This window comes from Proteiniphilum sp. UBA5384 (assembly GCF_002410825.1).
GTDB lineage: Bacteria > Bacteroidota > Bacteroidia > Bacteroidales > Dysgonomonadaceae > Proteiniphilum.
In genome coordinates, this window is sequence record NZ_DHOS01000034.1 from 22,454 (window position 1) to 40,256 (window position 17,803).

General features: G+C 44.9%; 17 protein-coding genes. 12 read left to right on the plus strand and 5 right to left on the minus strand.

Going from position 1 to position 17,803, the window contains the following annotated elements; genetic code table 11:
- Positions 1–23 precede the first annotated feature (23 nt).
- The 7 genes from B4G81_RS07030 to B4G81_RS07060 all read left to right on the plus strand — a co-directional run bounded on the left by B4G81_RS07030 (position 24) and on the right by B4G81_RS07060 (position 9,790).
- Positions 24–1,199 carry a glycoside hydrolase family 130 protein gene (locus tag B4G81_RS07030; protein ID WP_294081282.1) on the plus strand — a complete coding sequence of 392 codons (1,176 nt, stop codon included), beginning with the start codon at positions 24–26 and terminating at the stop codon, positions 1,197–1,199.
- 30 nt (positions 1,200–1,229) lie between these two features.
- Complete coding sequence (locus B4G81_RS07035) at positions 1,230–4,379, plus strand: SusC/RagA family TonB-linked outer membrane protein (RefSeq protein ID WP_294081283.1); 3,150 nt, start codon at positions 1,230–1,232, stop codon at positions 4,377–4,379.
- A 12-nt stretch (positions 4,380–4,391) separates the two neighbouring features.
- On the plus strand, positions 4,392–6,308 hold the full coding sequence (locus tag B4G81_RS07040; RefSeq protein ID WP_294081284.1) for a RagB/SusD family nutrient uptake outer membrane protein: 1,917 nt from the start codon (positions 4,392–4,394) through the stop codon (positions 6,306–6,308).
- A gap of 22 nt (positions 6,309–6,330) precedes the next feature.
- Positions 6,331–7,050, plus strand: a complete 720-nt coding sequence (locus tag B4G81_RS07045) for a DUF3823 domain-containing protein (protein ID WP_294081285.1) — start codon at positions 6,331–6,333, stop codon at positions 7,048–7,050.
- 20 nt (positions 7,051–7,070) lie between these two features.
- Positions 7,071–7,865 (plus strand): endonuclease/exonuclease/phosphatase family protein, encoded by a 795-nt coding sequence (locus tag B4G81_RS07050; protein ID WP_294081286.1) that lies wholly within the window; start codon positions 7,071–7,073, stop codon positions 7,863–7,865.
- Positions 7,866–7,879: 14 nt separating this feature from the next.
- Positions 7,880–9,244, plus strand: a complete 1,365-nt coding sequence (locus B4G81_RS07055) for an IPT/TIG domain-containing protein (protein WP_294081287.1) — start codon at positions 7,880–7,882, stop codon at positions 9,242–9,244.
- A 168-nt stretch (positions 9,245–9,412) separates the two neighbouring features.
- Complete coding sequence (locus tag B4G81_RS07060; protein WP_294081288.1) at positions 9,413–9,790, plus strand: hypothetical protein; 378 nt, start codon at positions 9,413–9,415, stop codon at positions 9,788–9,790.
- On the opposite strand, the gene ccsA is transcribed toward B4G81_RS07060, so the two are convergent.
- Positions 9,741–10,529 carry a cytochrome c biogenesis protein CcsA gene (gene ccsA, locus B4G81_RS07065; RefSeq protein ID WP_294081289.1) on the minus strand — a complete coding sequence of 263 codons (789 nt, stop codon included), beginning with the start codon at positions 10,527–10,529 and terminating at the stop codon, positions 9,741–9,743. The two genes, B4G81_RS07060 and ccsA, sit on opposite strands and share 50 nt — an antisense overlap.
- Entirely contained in the window at positions 10,526–11,428 is a 903-nt protein-coding gene (locus B4G81_RS07070; protein ID WP_294081290.1) for a cytochrome c biogenesis protein ResB, read from the minus strand. The genes ccsA and B4G81_RS07070 overlap by 4 nt, the downstream gene beginning before the upstream one ends.
- A gap of 27 nt (positions 11,429–11,455) precedes the next feature.
- Between B4G81_RS07070 and B4G81_RS07075 the strand changes: the two genes are divergently transcribed.
- Positions 11,456–11,797 (plus strand): hypothetical protein, encoded by a 342-nt coding sequence (locus B4G81_RS07075; RefSeq protein ID WP_294081291.1) that lies wholly within the window; start codon positions 11,456–11,458, stop codon positions 11,795–11,797.
- Here B4G81_RS07075 and nrfA read toward each other — a convergent pair.
- The gene (gene nrfA, locus B4G81_RS07080; RefSeq protein WP_294081292.1) at positions 11,784–13,280 is read right to left on the minus strand and encodes an ammonia-forming cytochrome c nitrite reductase; all 1,497 of its coding nucleotides are present in this window, start codon (positions 13,278–13,280) and stop codon (positions 11,784–11,786) included. The genes B4G81_RS07075 and nrfA overlap by 14 nt on opposite strands.
- Before the next feature lie 172 nt (positions 13,281–13,452).
- A complete protein-coding gene (gene nrfH / locus B4G81_RS07085; RefSeq protein WP_294081293.1) occupies positions 13,453–14,043 on the minus strand; it encodes a cytochrome c nitrite reductase small subunit in 591 nt (196 codons plus the stop codon).
- Positions 14,044–14,158: 115 nt separating this feature from the next.
- Between nrfH and B4G81_RS07090 the strand changes: the two genes are divergently transcribed.
- From B4G81_RS07090 to B4G81_RS07105, 4 genes are read left to right on the plus strand one after another with little or no spacing between them, the layout of a single operon-like run.
- Positions 14,159–14,845 carry a Crp/Fnr family transcriptional regulator gene (locus B4G81_RS07090; RefSeq protein ID WP_294081294.1) on the plus strand — a complete coding sequence of 229 codons (687 nt, stop codon included), beginning with the start codon at positions 14,159–14,161 and terminating at the stop codon, positions 14,843–14,845.
- Between the two features lie 21 nt (positions 14,846–14,866).
- Complete coding sequence (locus tag B4G81_RS07095) at positions 14,867–15,280, plus strand: hypothetical protein (RefSeq protein ID WP_294081295.1); 414 nt, start codon at positions 14,867–14,869, stop codon at positions 15,278–15,280.
- Complete coding sequence (locus B4G81_RS07100) at positions 15,261–16,544, plus strand: DUF3440 domain-containing protein (RefSeq protein ID WP_294081296.1); 1,284 nt, start codon at positions 15,261–15,263, stop codon at positions 16,542–16,544. Before B4G81_RS07095 ends, B4G81_RS07100 begins: the two co-directional genes overlap by 20 nt.
- Positions 16,544–17,065, plus strand: coding sequence for an IbrB-like domain-containing protein (locus B4G81_RS07105; RefSeq protein WP_294081297.1), 522 nt, complete (start codon positions 16,544–16,546; stop codon positions 17,063–17,065). Before B4G81_RS07100 ends, B4G81_RS07105 begins: the two co-directional genes overlap by 1 nt.
- 3 nt (positions 17,066–17,068) lie before the next feature.
- On the opposite strand, the gene B4G81_RS07110 is transcribed toward B4G81_RS07105, so the two are convergent.
- A complete protein-coding gene (locus B4G81_RS07110; protein ID WP_294081298.1) occupies positions 17,069–17,764 on the minus strand; it encodes a DNA alkylation repair protein in 696 nt (231 codons plus the stop codon).
- Positions 17,765–17,803: the final 39 nt, after the last annotated feature.

The following is a 17,803-nucleotide window of genomic DNA, read 5'->3' on the forward strand; positions in this document are numbered from 1 at the left end:
ACAATTTAATAATATTAAATAAAATGAATAAACTAATTCTCTATTCCCTGTCATTGATTCTACTTGTTTTTCTTCATGGTTGTGACTCCAGAAAGAAGAATAAAGAGAGTGTTTCCTCGCCCAATTCGGATCTTCCCGCTTGGGCATTAGGACCCTTTGTCAGGGCACAGGATAACCCTGTTATTTCACCTCAAGAGAGTACGGAATTTTTCTGTCCCATGCAACAGATGAATATAAAATGGGAAGAAAGTGATGCCTTTAATCCGGCTGCCACGGTGAAGGATGGCAAGATCGTAGTACTATACCGGGCCGAAGACAATACCTTTACAGGTATTGGGTCTCGTACATCGCGGATAGGGTATGCTGAAGCGACAGATGGCATACACATGGAGAAGAGAAGTACCCCTGTGCTATATCCTGATGACGACGACTTTAAAGCGATGGAATGGAAAGGTGGTTGTGAAGATCCCCGTGTTGCGATGACAGAAGAGGGTTTATATGTAATGCTGTATACCGGTTGGAACAGGGATAATCCAGAAGGAGCCAAAAAGAATCCACGGTTGTGTGTCGCTACGTCCACCGATCTTATTCATTGGGAGAAACATGGCCTGGCTTTCGGCAATGCCTATAATGGACGTTTTAAAGATCTGGACTCCAAATCGGCATCCATTATAACCACCCTCAAAGATGGCAAGATCGTCATTCAGAAAATCGATGGAAAGTATGTGATGTATTGGGGAGAGAGGGCTGTCTGCGCGGCTGTATCAGATGACTTGATCAATTGGGATCCGGTTTTGGACGAAAACAATAACTTATTGGAAATCGTCAAGCCCCGGAATGGATATTTCGATAGCAGGCTGACTGAATGTGGACCTCCGGCATTGATGACAGAAGATGGAATAATACTTATTTATAATGGTAAGAACGGATATGAAGAAGAACGAGATCCGAATTATCCGGCGGGAACATATGCCGCGGGACAATTCCTATTCGATAGGAATGATCCTTTTAAGGTGTTGGATCGCCTGGACAAACCGTTTTTCTGGCCGGATGCTGATTTTGAAAAGAGTGGACAATATCCTTCCGGAACAGTGTTTACAGAAGGACTTGCTTACCTTGAAGGAAAATATTACCTCTATTACGGATGTGCAGATTCATTTGTAGGTGTCGCTACTTACAATGATAGAAATAATCAATAATCAGATTGTAAACTCTAAAATATGTTGAACATGAAAAAGAGACTGGAGCAAAAGCCCATCAAGGCTTGTAAACCACGGTGGATATTATCTTTCACCATGGTCGTACTATTAACATTAAATCCGCTGTTTTTGGACACTTTTCTTTTGAAAGCACAAATTGTATCTTCAGAGCAGTCCATAAGTGTAAAAGGAACTGTTGTGGATGAAGATCTGTTGCCGCTTATTGGCGTGACCGTTACCCTCCAGGGTAATCCAACTGTTGGGACAATGACCGATATTGATGGCGTTTTTACGCTGGTTGTCCCCCCGAACTCGAAACTCGAGTTCTCGTATGTCGGCTTCACGTCTATCGTGAAAGACGTGAATGGACAAGATAATATGCAAGTGGTCATGACAGAAAATGCAGCCCTTTTGGATGAACTGGTGGTTGTAGGATATGGCGTACAGAGAAAAGTTTCCGTGACCGGTGCTGTGGCGGCAGTACAAGGAAAAGAGCTGGTCAGTGTAAAGACACCCAATGTTTCCAATATGCTGGCCGGCAGATTACCCGGGTTGCGTGCCGTACAACGCAGTGGTGCTCCGGGGGATGACAATGCCTCGGTGGATATCCGCGGTTATGGGAGTATGCTTGTCATTGTAGATGGTGTAGAGCGTGATTATACCCAGGTTAACCCCAATGATATTGAATCGGTCTCTATCTTGAAAGACGGTGCAGCTGCCGTGTATGGTTTTAAAGGGGCAAATGGGGTATTGTTGGTGACTACCAAACAGGGATCCAAGGGCGAGTCGAAAATCGATTACGGGTTCTATTATGGCTGGCAACAAAATACACGCTATCCCGATTGGATGAATTCATACGAATATGCCGCACTTTATAATGAGGCTATTTATAATGTAAATCCTTGGAGAGGGCAGCCTGCCTATAGCAATGATGAATTGGCGAGATATAAAGCCGGTGCCGGGACGGATTGGTGGAATGGGACAATCCGTGATTCGGCCCCTCAATCCAGCCACAATTTGAGCATATCGGGTGGAACGGACAAGGTTTCTTACTTCCTGTCTGCAGGTATTATGGAGCAAGAAGGGATATTGAAATCGAAAGACTGGAATTATAACCGGTATAATTTGCGTTCAAATGTAAAAGTGGAGGTTGCCAAAGGCTTTGATGTAGAACTCCGCATCGGTGGAAGATACGATAAAAGGAAACGGCCTTTTGAGGCAGACAAATTATTTGCATCGGCCCAACAGGCAATTCCTACCTATTCCCAATATGCAAATGACGATCCGCTGTATTGGCAGGCAACAGGAAACTCTCCGAATGTTATTCAGACCTCCTATATCGACAATGCCGGTTATGAAAACCGTATGCGTAGGGAATTCAACAGCTCGTTGACCTTCAATTGGCAGATACCCTGGGTAGAAGGGTTGATGGCAAAGGCGATGATTGCCTATGATTATTCGAACAAAGAGTGGAAAAGCTGGGGAAAAGAGGCATACAACTATATCTATGATGCTAATACCGATTTCTATACTCCGATTGCTATCCGTAACAACTCGAATCTTGAATCCAAGCAGGAGAATTATTATAAGCCTACCTACCAGTATTCACTCAATTACAACCGTAAGTTTGCAGAAAAACATGACGTGGGGGCACTGCTCTTATGGGAAATGTATGATGACCGGACAACGGACGTAATGGCCAGCAGATTCTTCGCGATAGGACTTGTTGATGATATGGACTATGGCGACATAGAGAATATGTCCAATGGAGGTAGAAGCCTGGAGACGGCTCATGCAGGACTTGTCGGGCGTCTCAATTATGCGTTTGACAATCGCTATCTTGTAGAATTCAATTTCCGGTATGATGGTACTTATAAATACAGGGCCGGTGACCGCTGGGGATTCTTTCCCGGTGTATTGGCCGGATGGCGTTTGTCGGAAGAACCATTCTTTAAAGATTTGAATACACCGTTCGACAATATCAAGATAAGGGGATCTTTTGCCGAATTGGGAGACGAAGGAAATTATGAAGCTTTCCAGTATCTTGATGGTTATAAATATCAAGGAAGTTACGTCATGGGAACAGGGGGACTGACCTCCGGTATGATCAGCCGGGGAATGGCTAATCCATGGCTGACATGGTATAAATCGAAAATCTCGAATATTGGATTTGAGGCATCGTATAAGCAGGGTTTGTTATCTGCTGAATTTGACTGGTTCCTTCGCCACCGCACAGGACTTCCGGCCAGACGGACGGATTCACTGCCTTCGACTTTTGGAGAAACGATGCCGGAAGAAAACCTCAATTCTGATATCAATACCGGTTTTGAGTTAAAGATCGGACACCGGAATAATATCCAGGATTTCTATTATGATATAAGTGCCAATTTCTCGGTTACCCGTATTAAGAATGATTATGTAGAGCGATCGGCCTCTACGAATATGTATGATGACTGGCGGAATAATACCAATGGAAGGTACAAAGATATCCGTTGGGGTAGGAAGGTTATAGGACAATTCCAATCTTTCGAAGAAATCCTGAACTCCCCCATTCAGGATGGAAATGGGAATAAGTCGCTTCTTCCGGGGGATTTGAAGTTTGAAGACTTTAATGGAGACGGTATCATTGACCTGAATGACGAACAACTTATCGGACACGGTGCCACGCCACGGATGTATTACGGTTTGAATATGAGTGGAGCGTATAAGAACTTTGATCTTACTTTGTTTTTCCAGGGAGCTGCCGGACACGATATTTATGTGGCGGGTGATATCCTGGATACGTTTGTACAGCAAGGGCTTGGGAATGGTTTGGCTGTTATGACAGACCGCTGGCACCGGGAAGACCCTACAAACCCTTACAGTAACTGGATTGCAGGAATGATGCCGGCGGCAAGGGTGGCCGGGTTTGAAGACAACAGGAGCAATAATTCGTGGTCTTTGCACAAAGCAGATTATCTAAGGTTAAAAACGTTAGAAGTAGGATATACATTGCCTAAAAGCTTCCTGTCGAAGTGGAACATAGACCAGTTTCGTTTTTATGTGAGTGGAAACAATCTGTTGACATTTACAAGTAGAGATGGATTGATGAAGTATGTTGATCCGGAAAGTAATAATAGCGGATTGCGTTATTATCCCCAACAAAAATCTTACAATATTGGTGCTAACATAACTTTTTAAAATGAAGTCGTTATGAAACGTAATAAATATAAAATAATAACTCTTATTGGTATTATTGCATTTTCAATGGTGGGATGCAATGACTACCTCAACCGGGAAGATATCAGTGGTATAATTACCCCCGACTTGGTTTGGACTAATCCCAAAGCCATAGAAGCAGTGCTTGTCAACATGTATGATGCCGGTATTAAGCACGAGGACTTCGATTATTGGGATTATGGCAGCAAGTCTGACCTGCGTAACCCGACTACCATGTCTGATGAGGCACAAGGTTCATACCAGAAAAATCCGTTGTTTAGTAATGCAGATGCCGTATATACTTATAATGATTGGATTTTGAATGACCCGCTCAGTACGAGATATGTCTATATCCGTAATACGAATGACTTTATTGAAAAAGTGGCAGAGTCGGATGTCCTGAATGATGCCCAAAAAGAGCAACTCGATGCGGAAGCACGATGGATTCGTGCATATCAGTATTTTGGATTGGTGAAACGTTATGGTGGAGTGCCATTGTTGACTGAACCCCAACAGTACAATCCGGCTGACCCCTCTTCGATGTATGCTGCTCGGAATACAGAGGCAGAAATATATGATTTCATTATCAATGAATGTAATGCTATAAAGGATATACTTCCCCAAACCCGTCCCGATGCATCGAAATATCGTGTTACGAAAGGTGCGGCATTGGCCCTTTGTTCCCGTGCCGGATTATATGCCGGTACGATTGCCAAATATTCAAAGACACTTTCACTCTCCGGTACTGCTGTAGCCAGGGGATATGTATGTATTCCGGAAACCGAGGCTGAACGCTTTTTTAAGTCTTCACATGATGCCTCTTACGAGCTGTTGCATGATATGTCTAATTATAGCTTGCCAAGGTCTACCGCGAATACAACCGAAGCAAGGGTCGATAATTTTTATCATATCTTTTCTGCTACAACGAATGGTAACAGCGGCGAGTATATCCTCCAAAAACAATATAACGTGGCAGGAGGGAGAGGCCACATGTGGGATAAAATGAATATTCCGTTCTCTTACCGCCAAGGTGGTTGGGGATGCGGGGTTTCTCCTGTGTTAGAAATGATAGAGGCTTTTGAATATATAGACGGAACACCTGGTGAGTTGAGAATTGCAAACGGTGCTACACCTATTCAATACGATAATCTTTTAGACTTGTTCAAGGACAAAGACCCTCGTCTGTTTGCCACTGTGTATGTTCCCGGGTATCCTTTAAGGGGGAGCGTGATGGAATGGCGTAGAGGAATAATTGATCAAAATGGGACGAAGTATGTGGCATCGAAACAACCAAGTGATGAGGTTGCGGTCACTCTCCCCGGTTACTCCGGTATCTTGTCGGGTAAGGATGGAGGGGCGGATGCAGGGGATGCCTCGAAAACCGGGTTTTACCAACGCAAGTTTATGGATGAAACACTGGATGACCTGGCCAATATTGATGACAGGAAATCTTCTACTCCTTTTGTGATGTTCCGTTTAGGTGAGATTTATCTTAACTATGCAGAAGCATGCCTGGAAATGAGTTCTCCCAAAACAAGCGAAGCCCTTTGGGCTGTCAATGAAATACGTGACCGGGCAGGCATCAGGGAAATTACCCAGGATGAGCTCACCATAGAAAAAGTACGGCATGAACGCAAGGTTGAACTCGCTTTCGAGAACCATCGCTACTGGGACATGAAACGATGGCGGATTGCCCATCTGCCGGTAGCCCAGGGCGGACTTACAGGGTTCAGGGGGAAAGCTTTGTATCCCTGGTTGGATGTGCGGACAGGTAAATATGTGTTTGAAATTGGAGAAAAACCACCCAAACAGACACGGTTATTCCTTGAGAGAAACTATTATAACCGTTTTGGAACGGAAGATGTTACACCCAACCCGTTGCTGATACAAAATCCGGGTTATGCTTACTAAACAAAATCTTAAATAGGACAATATGAAAAAGATATATTATATATGTTTATTAGTTGCCTTTGTGTTTTTTATGGCATCTTGTGAAAATGATATCGACAATTATGATATGCCCAATGGGGGGATATTTGGTACTGTGATCGATGAACAGACAGGAGAGGCAATCCCATTCCCCGTAGAGGGGGGAAGTGGTGTGATGGTTTCTCTTACCGAAATAGAAACAGGGGCAACGGCTCCGATTACATTCAGGGCCAACCAGGATGGTACATACCGGAATACAAAAGTTTTCAATGGTTATTATCGTATCTCCTTTGGAAGTTGTCCTGTAGTGGGCATAGCAGAAGAATATGTGGAGATAAAAGGACAAACCGAATTCGACATTCTCGCGTTACCTTTTTCGCGAATCTCGGCGAATGCTTCTATATCTGCTGATAATGAGATTACGGTCAATTATGAAGTGGAGACTTTAGATCCTTCGTTTGTTTTGAAAAATGTGCAGGTAATGTGGAATTATGCTCCGGGTGTAGACATAAATAATGCCAATCATGCCAACATTGCCACGAAGGGAAGTGCCGCATCGGGCTCTCATCTATTTGAATTGCTGAATGACAGAGAGTTCGTGGAAAACCATTACAAGATTGTGTCGAACAAAAACAAGATATATGTCCGGGTCTCTGCTACCACTGAAGTGGCTTCCATGTCCAATACGAATTATAGCAAGGTGATTGAACTTACGATAAATTAAATATTTAAGCGCTTAAGATTATGAAGATTAAGAATATATTTTATAGCATATTCATGCTCACTGTTGTATGTTTTTCTGCTTGCAACTCCGATGATGATAATACAGTAGCTCCTCCCGATGATAGTGGCGTTAAGGTGAAAAGTATGACCTACAATATAAAATCCGGGGATATGAAAGGAATCGATGCCATTGGAAAGGTTATCAAGGATATTGATCCCGATATTGTGGGGTTACAGGAAGTGTCCTATATCATAAACGGGGTAAACGTGGAAGAGAGATTGAAGGAAATTACGGGTATGCCCTATTCATTTTTTGCGGAGGCATTACAGAATAATGGCGTTCCTTATGGAAACCTGATCTTGTCAAAAACACCGTTTACCCACTCCGAGAGCCATAAACTCGATTACAAGATTGAAGCGTATATCCGTTCCATTGGCATCGTGAAAACGAGCAAGGAAGATAAGGAATTTTATTTTGCCACTACGCATATAGACCATTCCCAGGCTATTAATCGGATATACCATGTAGAGCAGATACTTGGGTATACGGAGGCACTTGATGGGCCTGTCATCCTGTGTGGTGACTTTAACGGGGATGAAGTGAGCGAGCCGGTAAGGATGCTGCAAGACCGATTCACCATTGGCTGCCTCTATGATTACTGTCCTCCCACGATGACGGTACCTCAGCCTGATGGAGCCATAGACTTTATATTGTATTCTAATGGCGATTTTGTATCGAAACAATATAATTCTTACTATAAAGCGTATACCGAATCAGATCATTTTCCTGTATACGCGACATGTATGTTTAAATAATTAAATTTGAAAAGATGAAAATTATATATAATATCCTGATTAATAGGTGCCTAATTTTATTCATGGCCATAGTGGGTATCGGAATAATTTCCTGTGATGATAACCCGTCCAAGGAAGTGATGATACCTACCGGAGGAGGGATTCCCGAAGTAAATATTTTTTCGCCTTTGAAAGGGGGATTTGAGACTGAAATATCATTCTATGGTAGTAATCTCCCTACTGATCTATCCAAAATACGCGTGACGATAAACAATAAAGAAGCGGAAGTTACAAGTTCAAATGGTCGTATTGTAACGGCAATCATACAAAAAGATACGGGTTCGGGAGCAGTGAAGGTATATGTGGATAATGACAATGAAACCAAAGAGTTTACTTTTCCTCATGAATTTGAATATGGATTTCAAACATTGGTTTCCACCTACCTGGGTGATGGGACGAAAGAAGATGTCGATGGGCCACGGGAAACAGCCCGGTTGAAAGGTCCCTATCGTGTGAACTGGGACAATGCCGGTGGCTTGTTTATTCTTGAAGAAGGCGGATCACCCAGTACGCCCACCAATTACTCCGCAGTGCGAAGATTGGTGAATGATGAACTCGAAACGCTGTTTACTGGCTTGGGCTCAACCGAGGCGGAAAAGATGCGTACGATAGTGTTCTCCAATGACTACAACACGTTGTATGTCACCAATGATAAGGATGCTAACGGAACAATGGGGTTGGGCATGCTTTCCATCATGGACAATTTTTCCAGTATGACGGCGCTTATTGATAATGCTTCAGAAACCACGCTTACTGCCGCTGTTCATCCGGTTACCGGAGATATTTTTATAGGGAGATACAATTCCGCCGCTATCATGAAATATGAGAATGGTTCACTGGACCTCAAGATGGATATTTTGAGTGCGAATGGAACGCTGACAGATATGATATTCAGTAAGGATGGAGAGAAGTTATATATATCAATAGCTTGGAGAGGGCATAGTATTCTGGTTGCCGATTACGATAAAGATAGCGATACTTTTTCTAATTTGAGGACATTGGCGGGACCGGCTGTTACTGTACCTGGTAATGCCGTAAATCAAACAGGCTATGTAGACGCCAAGGGTGACCAGGCACGCTTCAATAATCCGCAACAAATAGATATTGATGACGAAGATAATATCTATGTGGCTGATGCTGATAATCATTGCATCCGTAAGGTGACACCGGACGGGACTGTGACCACGTATGCCGGTACAGGAAAGAGTGCCGGATTCGTGAATGGTGAAGCATCTATCGCCAAGTTTAATAAGCCATTTGGTTGTAAATTCGGCCCTGATGGGGCATTGTACATTGCCGATAATAATAACCACCGTATTCGCAGGATCGCGGTGCAATAGATTATAAATACTGAAAAGAGGCTGCCTCCCTGAAGGGAGGCAGCCTCTGGTTTAATTGACATTATCCCATTTAGAAATCCAAGTTGAATAGTAAGCCTTCTATACGGAGGGAACCGAATGCTTACGGCTGAGCACCTTAATAAGATAGACACGCTTTAGCTCTCACTGTTGTTTCCTGCCCAATCCTACCATCATTTAGTAAAGGATTATAAACTCGATCCCGAGAATTATAATAATCCTTTCAATGATGCTAAAAAAGCCAAGAACCTATTCTATGACGAGGTCAACGCGTTTGCGGCATTGGACGAGGAGCTGAAGCGGATTTATGGGTTGCTCGATCCCATTGAAAGGGCGAAATCAATAGAGAGAGTGGCGGACTCGGACCGGTATGGACAACCCGATAACCTGTACCTCCATGTAAGCCGTAAAGATGTCTGGTTGGACTATCTTATCAACAAACAATGGAATATGAGGAACCTGGTGAGCGGGGCTTATCCTACGAAGAATAGGTGTGGATGCTTTGTTGTGCGGATGGGAGGTAGTTGACGCCGTACCAGCAGATCTGTAACAGGATGAATGCGATGATCAGGAGGATCATCGAGGTTTTGTCCGATGAACTTTTCTTTAACCGGTAGTGGATATAAAGCAGGTAGCCTATCCAGGTGGCGGCGGCCCAGGTCTCTTTCGGGTCCCAGCTCCAATAATGTCCCCAGGCGACTTTCGCCCAGATTGCCCCCATCAGCATGCCCAGCGTGATACAGGCAATACCGGCGTAGACCAGGCTGTCGGTCATCTCCATCAGTTTGGCTTTGTTGTTGATCTTCTTTTCCCTGACCAGATAATAGATGGCGACCAGTGTGGCAGCACCCAGGATGGCATAGGAGAACATATAAATGATCACATGGGGAGCGAACCAGGGACTTTGCAGTGCCGGCATGAGTGCCTTGTTATGGATATCGGGTTTTACGATATTGACAATGATAAAAACAGTGGAGAGTATGGTGGTAAAAGAGAGTATCCATTTGTAATTCCACCGCAGGTAGGTAAGCAGACCTGCCACCGGGAGAAAGAAGGAGTACCAGAGCCTTGTTTCGCCCATGGTGCGCAGAGGCGGGCGTTCTAATGATATCCATAATCCGGCGATAAAGATGGAAAAAACGATTAAACCGGCAACGGTCAGCAATGCCGGCCATCGCTTGTGTTTGCTTACATAAGCAAGTGCAGCACCGCTTCCCCAAAGGAGCACGGAGATGATGGCGAAATATATAAACGAATCCCAGGTCATGATGCTTTCTTTTTAGGTCCGGCGATAAACAGGAAGAGCGCTCCGGCCAATAACATGAAAATGCCTGTGTAGACCACCTTTAACCAGGGGTCACGTACCAGTTCGAAGACGGAGGTGTCGGAATATTTGCCTTTCGTGTCGTCGTAGCTGTATTGGTAGATCATCCAGTCTTCCACCTGAATCGGTTTATTGACTTCGATCACCGCCTCTTTTGTTTTTCCGTTTTCGGTAAAGGTGGTTACATGCGAACTGTATTTCTTTATCTCCTGCATTGGCATGGCGACACTGGTTTCGTCATCAATCTGCAGAAAGATAGGGGGGAAGAGGTAACTCCCGTTACTGACCCATCCTTCCACAGGTTGTGCGAGTCCCGGTTTGCTTGCTTTCACTTTGAGGGCGGTGGTGGCTCCTTCCATCATCATGGGCACGACGTTCATGAAAGTGGAGTCCCTGAAGATGGCAGCATGTGGAAGATAATCAGTAATTGTGAGGGCCACTCCCGCTAATTGGGTGGTTTTTCCTACTCCTTCAAACATATAGCTTTCGGGTCGCGAAGCGGGCAACATCTTCCCGGTTTCATTTTCGATGATAACCAGTTTGGGTTCATATTCCTCTATCATAAAGGTATCCAATTGGATGGCCAGCGGTAATTCCTTTATTTCCCCCGTTTGCAGGCTTCCGCGCCATTCTACCTGTCCTTTCTGTATGGTCATGGTGAGCCGTTCCATATCGGCGCTGCCTAATATTCCTCCTAAAAGGGCGATGAACAGGCCCAGGTGGTTCAGGTAAAAGCCGATATCACGCCAAGTCTGCTTCCTGGTGCTCCTCTTCAGTATGGTCAGTCCCAGGATAGTGAGGTTGTAAAAACAAAGCAGGACGAACGGCCATGAAGTGGTCATCCGGTACCAGCCGAGGGAGGTGAAGGGGTGGGACGGCAGCTGTTCCGCGGGGGGCCGGCAGTAAACTGGGGAATTAGCCCCAGGATCATGGCGAGCAGGAGGAGGGTTGCCAATGCCGGAATGGTGGCATATACGCTGGACAGCCATCTGACCACCCGTTTTTTTCCTGCGAGGAAATGGATGACGAAAAGTACTGCGATGAACAGGGCTCCGATGATCGTGTTGAAGGGTGAAGCAAACAGGGCCGTCTCGATATTCCCGGCGGCAAGCTGCAGGAGTATCCCCGCCAACAAAACGCCCGCCGCAACGATAAAACCTTCCGCATACCCCCATGGGTGTTCCCAAATCTTCTTCATCAATTCAGACTGACGAGCCGATTATTGGCTCTTGCCGTTTCAAGCCATTGTGGAACGATGGTCTCCTGGAATTTCTGCTTGTTGGCCCTTTCCTTATTCATATCGAGTCCGATATAAGCTTGTGCCTTCTCTTTCGTGGAGATATCGGGCAGGGGTACATTCCCGGTAAAGCCGAGATCAGCCAATACTTTGGAGATCTCGAAGCGGGCCTTGTGGGCACGGTCGAGTCCCATGGAAAGGATGCGCTGGAATTCCACAGGAGAGTGGAACGATCCCCCGTGGGAAGCCACTGCGTAATCCCACCGCCATTGTGCCTGTCGGATCAATTGGAGGGCATTGTGCATTTGCTTTTCAGAGGCTCCCTTTTCCCAGGCAAATTGGGCTTCGAGGTGTGCTTTCGAGAGTTCCTCTTCTACCAGATTACGGATCTGGTTCGCACTGCGTTGCCGTTCATAGACGGCATTCCTGAGATCCTCTTCCGATTCCCGGTGGCATACCTGGCAGGTGTTGCTGATGTTGGCAAGGGGGCTGATGATATGGTGATCACTATATTTTATACCTCCTTCGGAAATATAAGGCATATGGCAATCGGCACACGAAACACCCCGTTGCGCATGTATTCCCGTTTTAAATATTTCGTAGTCGGGATGTTGAGCCTTGATGATAGGTGCTTTGCTCAACGCGTGCGTGTAATCGGCAAACCCGATACTGTCGTAATACTGTTCCGCCCCCTCCATCGTGAGGCCGTTATGCCATGGGAAGGTGAGGTATTTCCCTTCAGGTGTAAAATAGTATTCCACGTGGCATTGCGCGCAGGCCAGCGAACGCATATCCTGGTGGGAGGCTTCCCTGATATCCATTCCCATATTGTGAAATCCTTCGATTAAACCCGGGCGGCTGATTTTCAGATCCATTGTCTCGGCATCATGGCAATCGGCGCAACCGATCGGATTGACCACTTCGTGCCCCCAGTGTGCCCAGGGTTGCTTGTAGAATTCCGCAATTCCCACCGAATCCATCAACCGGGGTACATCGGGACTTTTACAGGTCCAGCAGGTGGCCGGCTGCGGGCCTTCCTCGGATGTCATGGGCGCCCCTGTCCGAAGCGTATTGCGTACATCTTCAACAGCATGCTTATGCCCACGTGGTGTACTGTAATCTTTGGCGAAAGCATAACCTGCCCAGAGGATCACCATTTCGGGACGTTGAGCCAGTACATCCACTGCGCTGCTTCCGTTAAACTCGCTTTGGAAAGTGGTATCGGCGGTTTGTTCCCATGTTTCATATTCACGGGGGTAATTCACCGCGAATAGTTCGTTTCTCGATTCAATACCTTTGATTTCCACTTTCTTGTTATTCATCACACTTGCAATCTCGGCCCGTCGCTGGGTGATGGAAGCCGCCAGCATTCCCAGTAGGAATACCACTCCCAGGGTAAAGAAAAATAGTAGCCACCCTACCCAGGGTTTCATTTTGTTATCGTTTTTGTTCTTCATAAATATATGAAATTACCAATAATCAGTTACCAATTAATTATTTACATTTTTACATCTTTATTATCTACATCCCGTCAAGCCGGGATTTCCACCGCACTTCGATTGGCACTACTTTCTGAAAGTCGGGACAAGTTGTGCCGATTTCCCGATAAATCGGGACAAGTTATCGGGTTCAGTCAATCATTTTCTGCAGCCAATCCGGCACATTGCTTTTGGGCATTGGTATCCGTGCGTTGGGCGTAGATGAAAGCGAACGGCTGCGGGTATGCGGAACATCCCTGTGACAATCCCAGCAAGCGCTTCCTCCCATCTCCTTCGTATCTTTGAACCCCATTCGCCCTGTTTTTATAAACTCGGTATTGAGCTGTGTATGGCAACGGATACAATTATCCATAATCACCTGGGAACTCGCTTCAATGGCTTGTATGGCCTGGTGTTCACCCCGTATAGTGAATATAGCCGAATGACGTAATCCGTCTACAGCCTTGAAATAGTATCCTTTTATTTTATTGTCCTGCGGCACATGGCAATCGTTGCAGGTAGCATTTCGTCCGTGGGAACTATGCACCCAAGTGGCGTAATAAGGTCCCATGATATGGCAATTCACGCACGTGGCAGGATCGTTAGATAGATAACTATAAGCCCGTGATGCGAAGAAAGTATAGATAAAGAGCCCTACAAAGGCACCACTGATAATGAAAGCCGGGTATCTCCATCCTCCCCGCGGCCGTATTTCATTCCAGATATTTTGAAATTTGCCCATGGTCCCACTTATTAAAGATATTCAAAAACAAAGTAATAAAGAAAAAAACGAAAAAAGTGTAATAATTATGACAATTGAAGAAAAAAAACTATATTCGGGGTCTAATCACATTAATATGGAAAGACAACATTTTGATAACCATCATACCGGAATGATTTTTCAATGTCCCTTATGCAGTTCTGTGCCTGAGGACCAGCGTGAAGATTTTATACGGGATGTACGCTTTTCAATAAAAAATTACCGGAAAGACGATGTGATCGTTACCCAGGGAGCTCTTTATGAGTCGCTCTATATTCTAATCAGTGGAGAAGTGGTGACAGAGATGGCGGATGAAAAAGGTGATTTCATGAAGGTGGCACACATCAGTGCTCCTAATCCGTTGGCACCGGGTTTCCTGTTTGCCACTAACAACCGGTCGCCCGTTTCTGCTATATGCAAGGGAGTTTGCACAGCTGTGGTTATCCCTAAAGAAAATGTCTATTTACTGATGAGAAAGTACGAATCATTTATGTTGGCTTTTCTTTCCTATATCTCTAATAAAGTATCGTCCCTTTCCGAGAAGTTAAGACTTGTTTCCCTACGTACAATTCGTGCAAAACTGGCCTATTACCTGTTGAAAGAGTCGGCCGGTGAGCAATCGTTTCGTTTGGAGTCTTCCAAAGAAGAGATTGCCCGTCTTTTCAGTGTTTCCCGTCCCGCCCTGGTAAAGGTGATGATGGAGATGGCGGCAGAAGGCATAATTGAGGTGGATCGGCGCGAAATATTTATCAGGGACAGGGCGGCATTACAAAATATGTTTTAAGCAATCGACAAACAATCAGATATGGATATTATTCGCTTAAAAGGAAACGATAAGCAGCTTTATTCGCTGGTGGCACACCTTGTAATGGACGAGGAGGTGATTCGTTACAATTTGAATTACCCCTATAAGACCTCTCCCGATTATGAGTGGTTTGTGGCTACAGATAACAACGGTACCACCCTTGGTTTTATACCGGTTAAACTGGAAGGAGGCAAGGCTACGATCAATAATTATTATGTGGCGGAAGATGATAGGATCGTTTTTTCTGCATTGTTGAAAGAGATTACCAAGGTTGTTCCCTCTGGCTTTGAGATTGAGTCAGTTACACAGGTACGGCATGTCCCTGAATTTGAGAAAAATGGATTTTCGGTAGTGCTCTGTTGGAAAAGGTATGTGAAAATGAGGATATTCAGTGATGAGGAAAAACGTATATGAACTGGCCTTGCTGCGTATAAAGATATTATTCAATGAATTCGATAATATCTACGTCTCTTTTTCAGGAGGCAAGGACAGCGGCGTGATGTTGAACCTTTGTATACAATATATAAGGGAGAACAATCTCGACAGGAAGATCGGCCTGTTTTTTATGGATTATGAAATACAGTATAACGAGACTATCGCATATGTCGACAGGGTGCTGAAAGAAAATGCCGATATCCTGGAAGTGTACCGTGTATGTGTACCCTTCAAGGTGACCACCTGTACCTCCATGCACCAGACTTACTGGCGTCCCTGGGATGAGGATTGTAAGGATTTCTGGGTGAGGGATATGCCGCCGGGCAGTTATCAGAAAGAAGATTTTCCGTTCTATCATCCCGGTATGTGGGACTCCGAATTTTATATCCTTTTTGCCCAATGGTATCATCTGCAGAAGAATGCAGGGAAGACCTGCTGCATGGTCGGGATCCGCACCCAGGAAAGTTCACACCGTTGGCGAACGATCTATGGCAAGCGGAAGCATCATGTTTTTCGTAACCTGAAATGGACAAAACAGCTCTCAAAAAATATTTACAATGCCTATGTGATCCATGACTGGCTGACAACGGATGTGTGGACGGCCAACGGTCGCTTCGGGTGGGATTATAACCGGTTATATGACTTGTATTATCAGGCCGGGGTGCCGTTGGACAAACAACGCGTTGCCAGCCCTTTCCTTCTGGCGGCACAGGAGAGCCTGCATCTTTACCGGGCCATCGACCCCGATATGTGGGGGAAAATGATATGCCGCGTGAACGGTATCAACTTCACGTCCCTTTATGGACATACAACCGCCGTGGCACAGAAAAAGATCAATCTTCCGGAAGGACATACCTGGGAAAGTTACATGCACTTTCTTTTGGCTACCCTGCCGGAAGAGATACGGCAGAATTATCTCAACAAACTCTCGGTAAGTATCAATTTCTGGAGGAAACGGGGTGGATGTCTTCCGGAAAAAACAATAGAGCAATTGCAGAATATAGGGATTAATATAGAGGTATTGGATCATACAAATTATAAAACGGATAAACGCCCGGTCAGGATGGAGTACCATGACGATCTCAATGTACCCGGGTTCAAGTATCTCCCTACCTTCAAGCGGATGTGTATCTGCATACTCAGGAATGATCATCTTTGCAAATATATGGGATTTGCCTTGACGAAGAGAGAGTTGGATCTCCGTAATAAAGTGATGGATTTTTACCAAGGAATTTATAGCTGATGAAAGACGAACAGAAATATATGAGCCCGGTATATGCCGTAAAAGCTGTGCCGTTAGAGAAGATAGAGGCCAATGCATATAATCCCAATGTTGTGGCTCCTCCGGAGATGGATCTCCTTGAATTGTCGATATGGGAAGATGGTTATACCATGCCCTGTGTATGTTACTACCTTCCCGAAGAGGATAAGTATGAACTGGTGGATGGGTTTCACCGCTACCTGATAATGAAGACATCGAAACGCGTCTATGAACGGGAAAAGGGCTGTTTACCGGTGACGGTGATCGACAAAGATCTCTCCAACCGTATGGCATCCACCATCAGGCACAACCGTGCCCGCGGCACCCATAGCATTGAACTGATGACCAATATTGTGGCAGAGTTACGAAAAGCCGGAATGAGCGATGCCTGGATCATGAAAAATATAGGGATGGACAAAGATGAACTGCTCCGGTTTAAACAGATTTCTGGCCTGGCGGCACTTTTTGCCGATAAAGATTTCAGTATTCCCGAAAATATCTGAGTTTTATTTGATCTTCATTCCTTTCAACAGCTCTTTGATATCAGGTGTTATCCGGTAACTTTCGCAAGCTTTCTGGATGGCTTTGTTATGCACGAATTTAGAATAGTTCTTTTGTTCGAGGTAGGGTAGAGTCTTATCGTAGAATTTGACAAGCCCCACGCTGAGAGTCCAGGCAATGGCCATATCCACGTAATATTGTCCTTGTGGAACTTCGGACAGATGTTGCAATGTACTGTCTATGTATTCCTCGTCCATATAATTGCACAATAGCAAAATTACGAAAAAACGTTTGGAGAATTCTTCATTGTCGGCTTTCAGAGGCAGAAAATGTTTTAATACCTCCTCCGGATATTTCTTGAAAATCTTGAAAGAGGAGGTAATCGTGTCCACGTGTGCCCAATTGTCAAATCGCAGGATCAACCGGTCTGTATAGCCGAATACCGTTTCCATTGGGAGTTTGGATAAATTGCCCAGTACTAATCCATAGAGTAGCACATGTTCGTAGGTGGTGAATTCCGCATTTTTCAAATAACTTTCAATTTCCGGCTCTTTGGAAAGTTCTTTCGCCAGTTTCTTTAATGCCGGCATACGAATGCCCCGTATTTCATAGTTGGTAGGGATCAACCTCTCATTGAAAACTTTATAATCGGTCTCAGCCAATTCCTGAAGCCGCTGGTCTATTGCTGCATTTTGGATCATAGTTGATATATATATTAATCTAAAACTACCATCAACATA

Bases quoted from the DNA above. Each gene is read 5' to 3' on its own strand.
- B4G81_RS07035 (WP_294081283.1), top strand. From the start codon at position 1,230: ATGAAAAAGAGACTGGAGCAAAAGCCCATCAAGGCTTGTAAACCACGG.
- B4G81_RS07090 (WP_294081294.1), top strand. From the start codon at position 14,159: ATGGAAAGACAACATTTTGATAACCATCATACCGGAATGATTTTTCAA.
- B4G81_RS07105 (WP_294081297.1), top strand. From the start codon at position 16,544: ATGAAAGACGAACAGAAATATATGAGCCCGGTATATGCCGTAAAAGCT.
- B4G81_RS07055 (WP_294081287.1), top strand. From the start codon at position 7,880: ATGAAAATTATATATAATATCCTGATTAATAGGTGCCTAATTTTATTC.
- B4G81_RS07095 (WP_294081295.1), top strand. From the start codon at position 14,867: ATGGATATTATTCGCTTAAAAGGAAACGATAAGCAGCTTTATTCGCTG.
- nrfA (WP_294081292.1), bottom strand. From the start codon at position 13,280: ATGAAGAACAAAAACGATAACAAAATGAAACCCTGGGTAGGGTGGCTA.
- B4G81_RS07045 (WP_294081285.1), top strand. From the start codon at position 6,331: ATGAAAAAGATATATTATATATGTTTATTAGTTGCCTTTGTGTTTTTT.
- B4G81_RS07070 (WP_294081290.1), bottom strand. From the start codon at position 11,428: ATGACCACTTCATGGCCGTTCGTCCTGCTTTGTTTTTACAACCTCACT.
- B4G81_RS07040 (WP_294081284.1), top strand. From the start codon at position 4,392: ATGAAACGTAATAAATATAAAATAATAACTCTTATTGGTATTATTGCA.
- B4G81_RS07110 (WP_294081298.1), bottom strand. From the start codon at position 17,764: ATGATCCAAAATGCAGCAATAGACCAGCGGCTTCAGGAATTGGCTGAG.
- B4G81_RS07050 (WP_294081286.1), top strand. From the start codon at position 7,071: ATGAAGATTAAGAATATATTTTATAGCATATTCATGCTCACTGTTGTA.
- ccsA (WP_294081289.1), bottom strand. From the start codon at position 10,529: ATGACCTGGGATTCGTTTATATATTTCGCCATCATCTCCGTGCTCCTT.
- nrfH (WP_294081293.1), bottom strand. From the start codon at position 14,043: ATGGGCAAATTTCAAAATATCTGGAATGAAATACGGCCGCGGGGAGGA.
- B4G81_RS07100 (WP_294081296.1), top strand. From the start codon at position 15,261: ATGAGGAAAAACGTATATGAACTGGCCTTGCTGCGTATAAAGATATTA.
- B4G81_RS07030 (WP_294081282.1), top strand. From the start codon at position 24: ATGAATAAACTAATTCTCTATTCCCTGTCATTGATTCTACTTGTTTTT.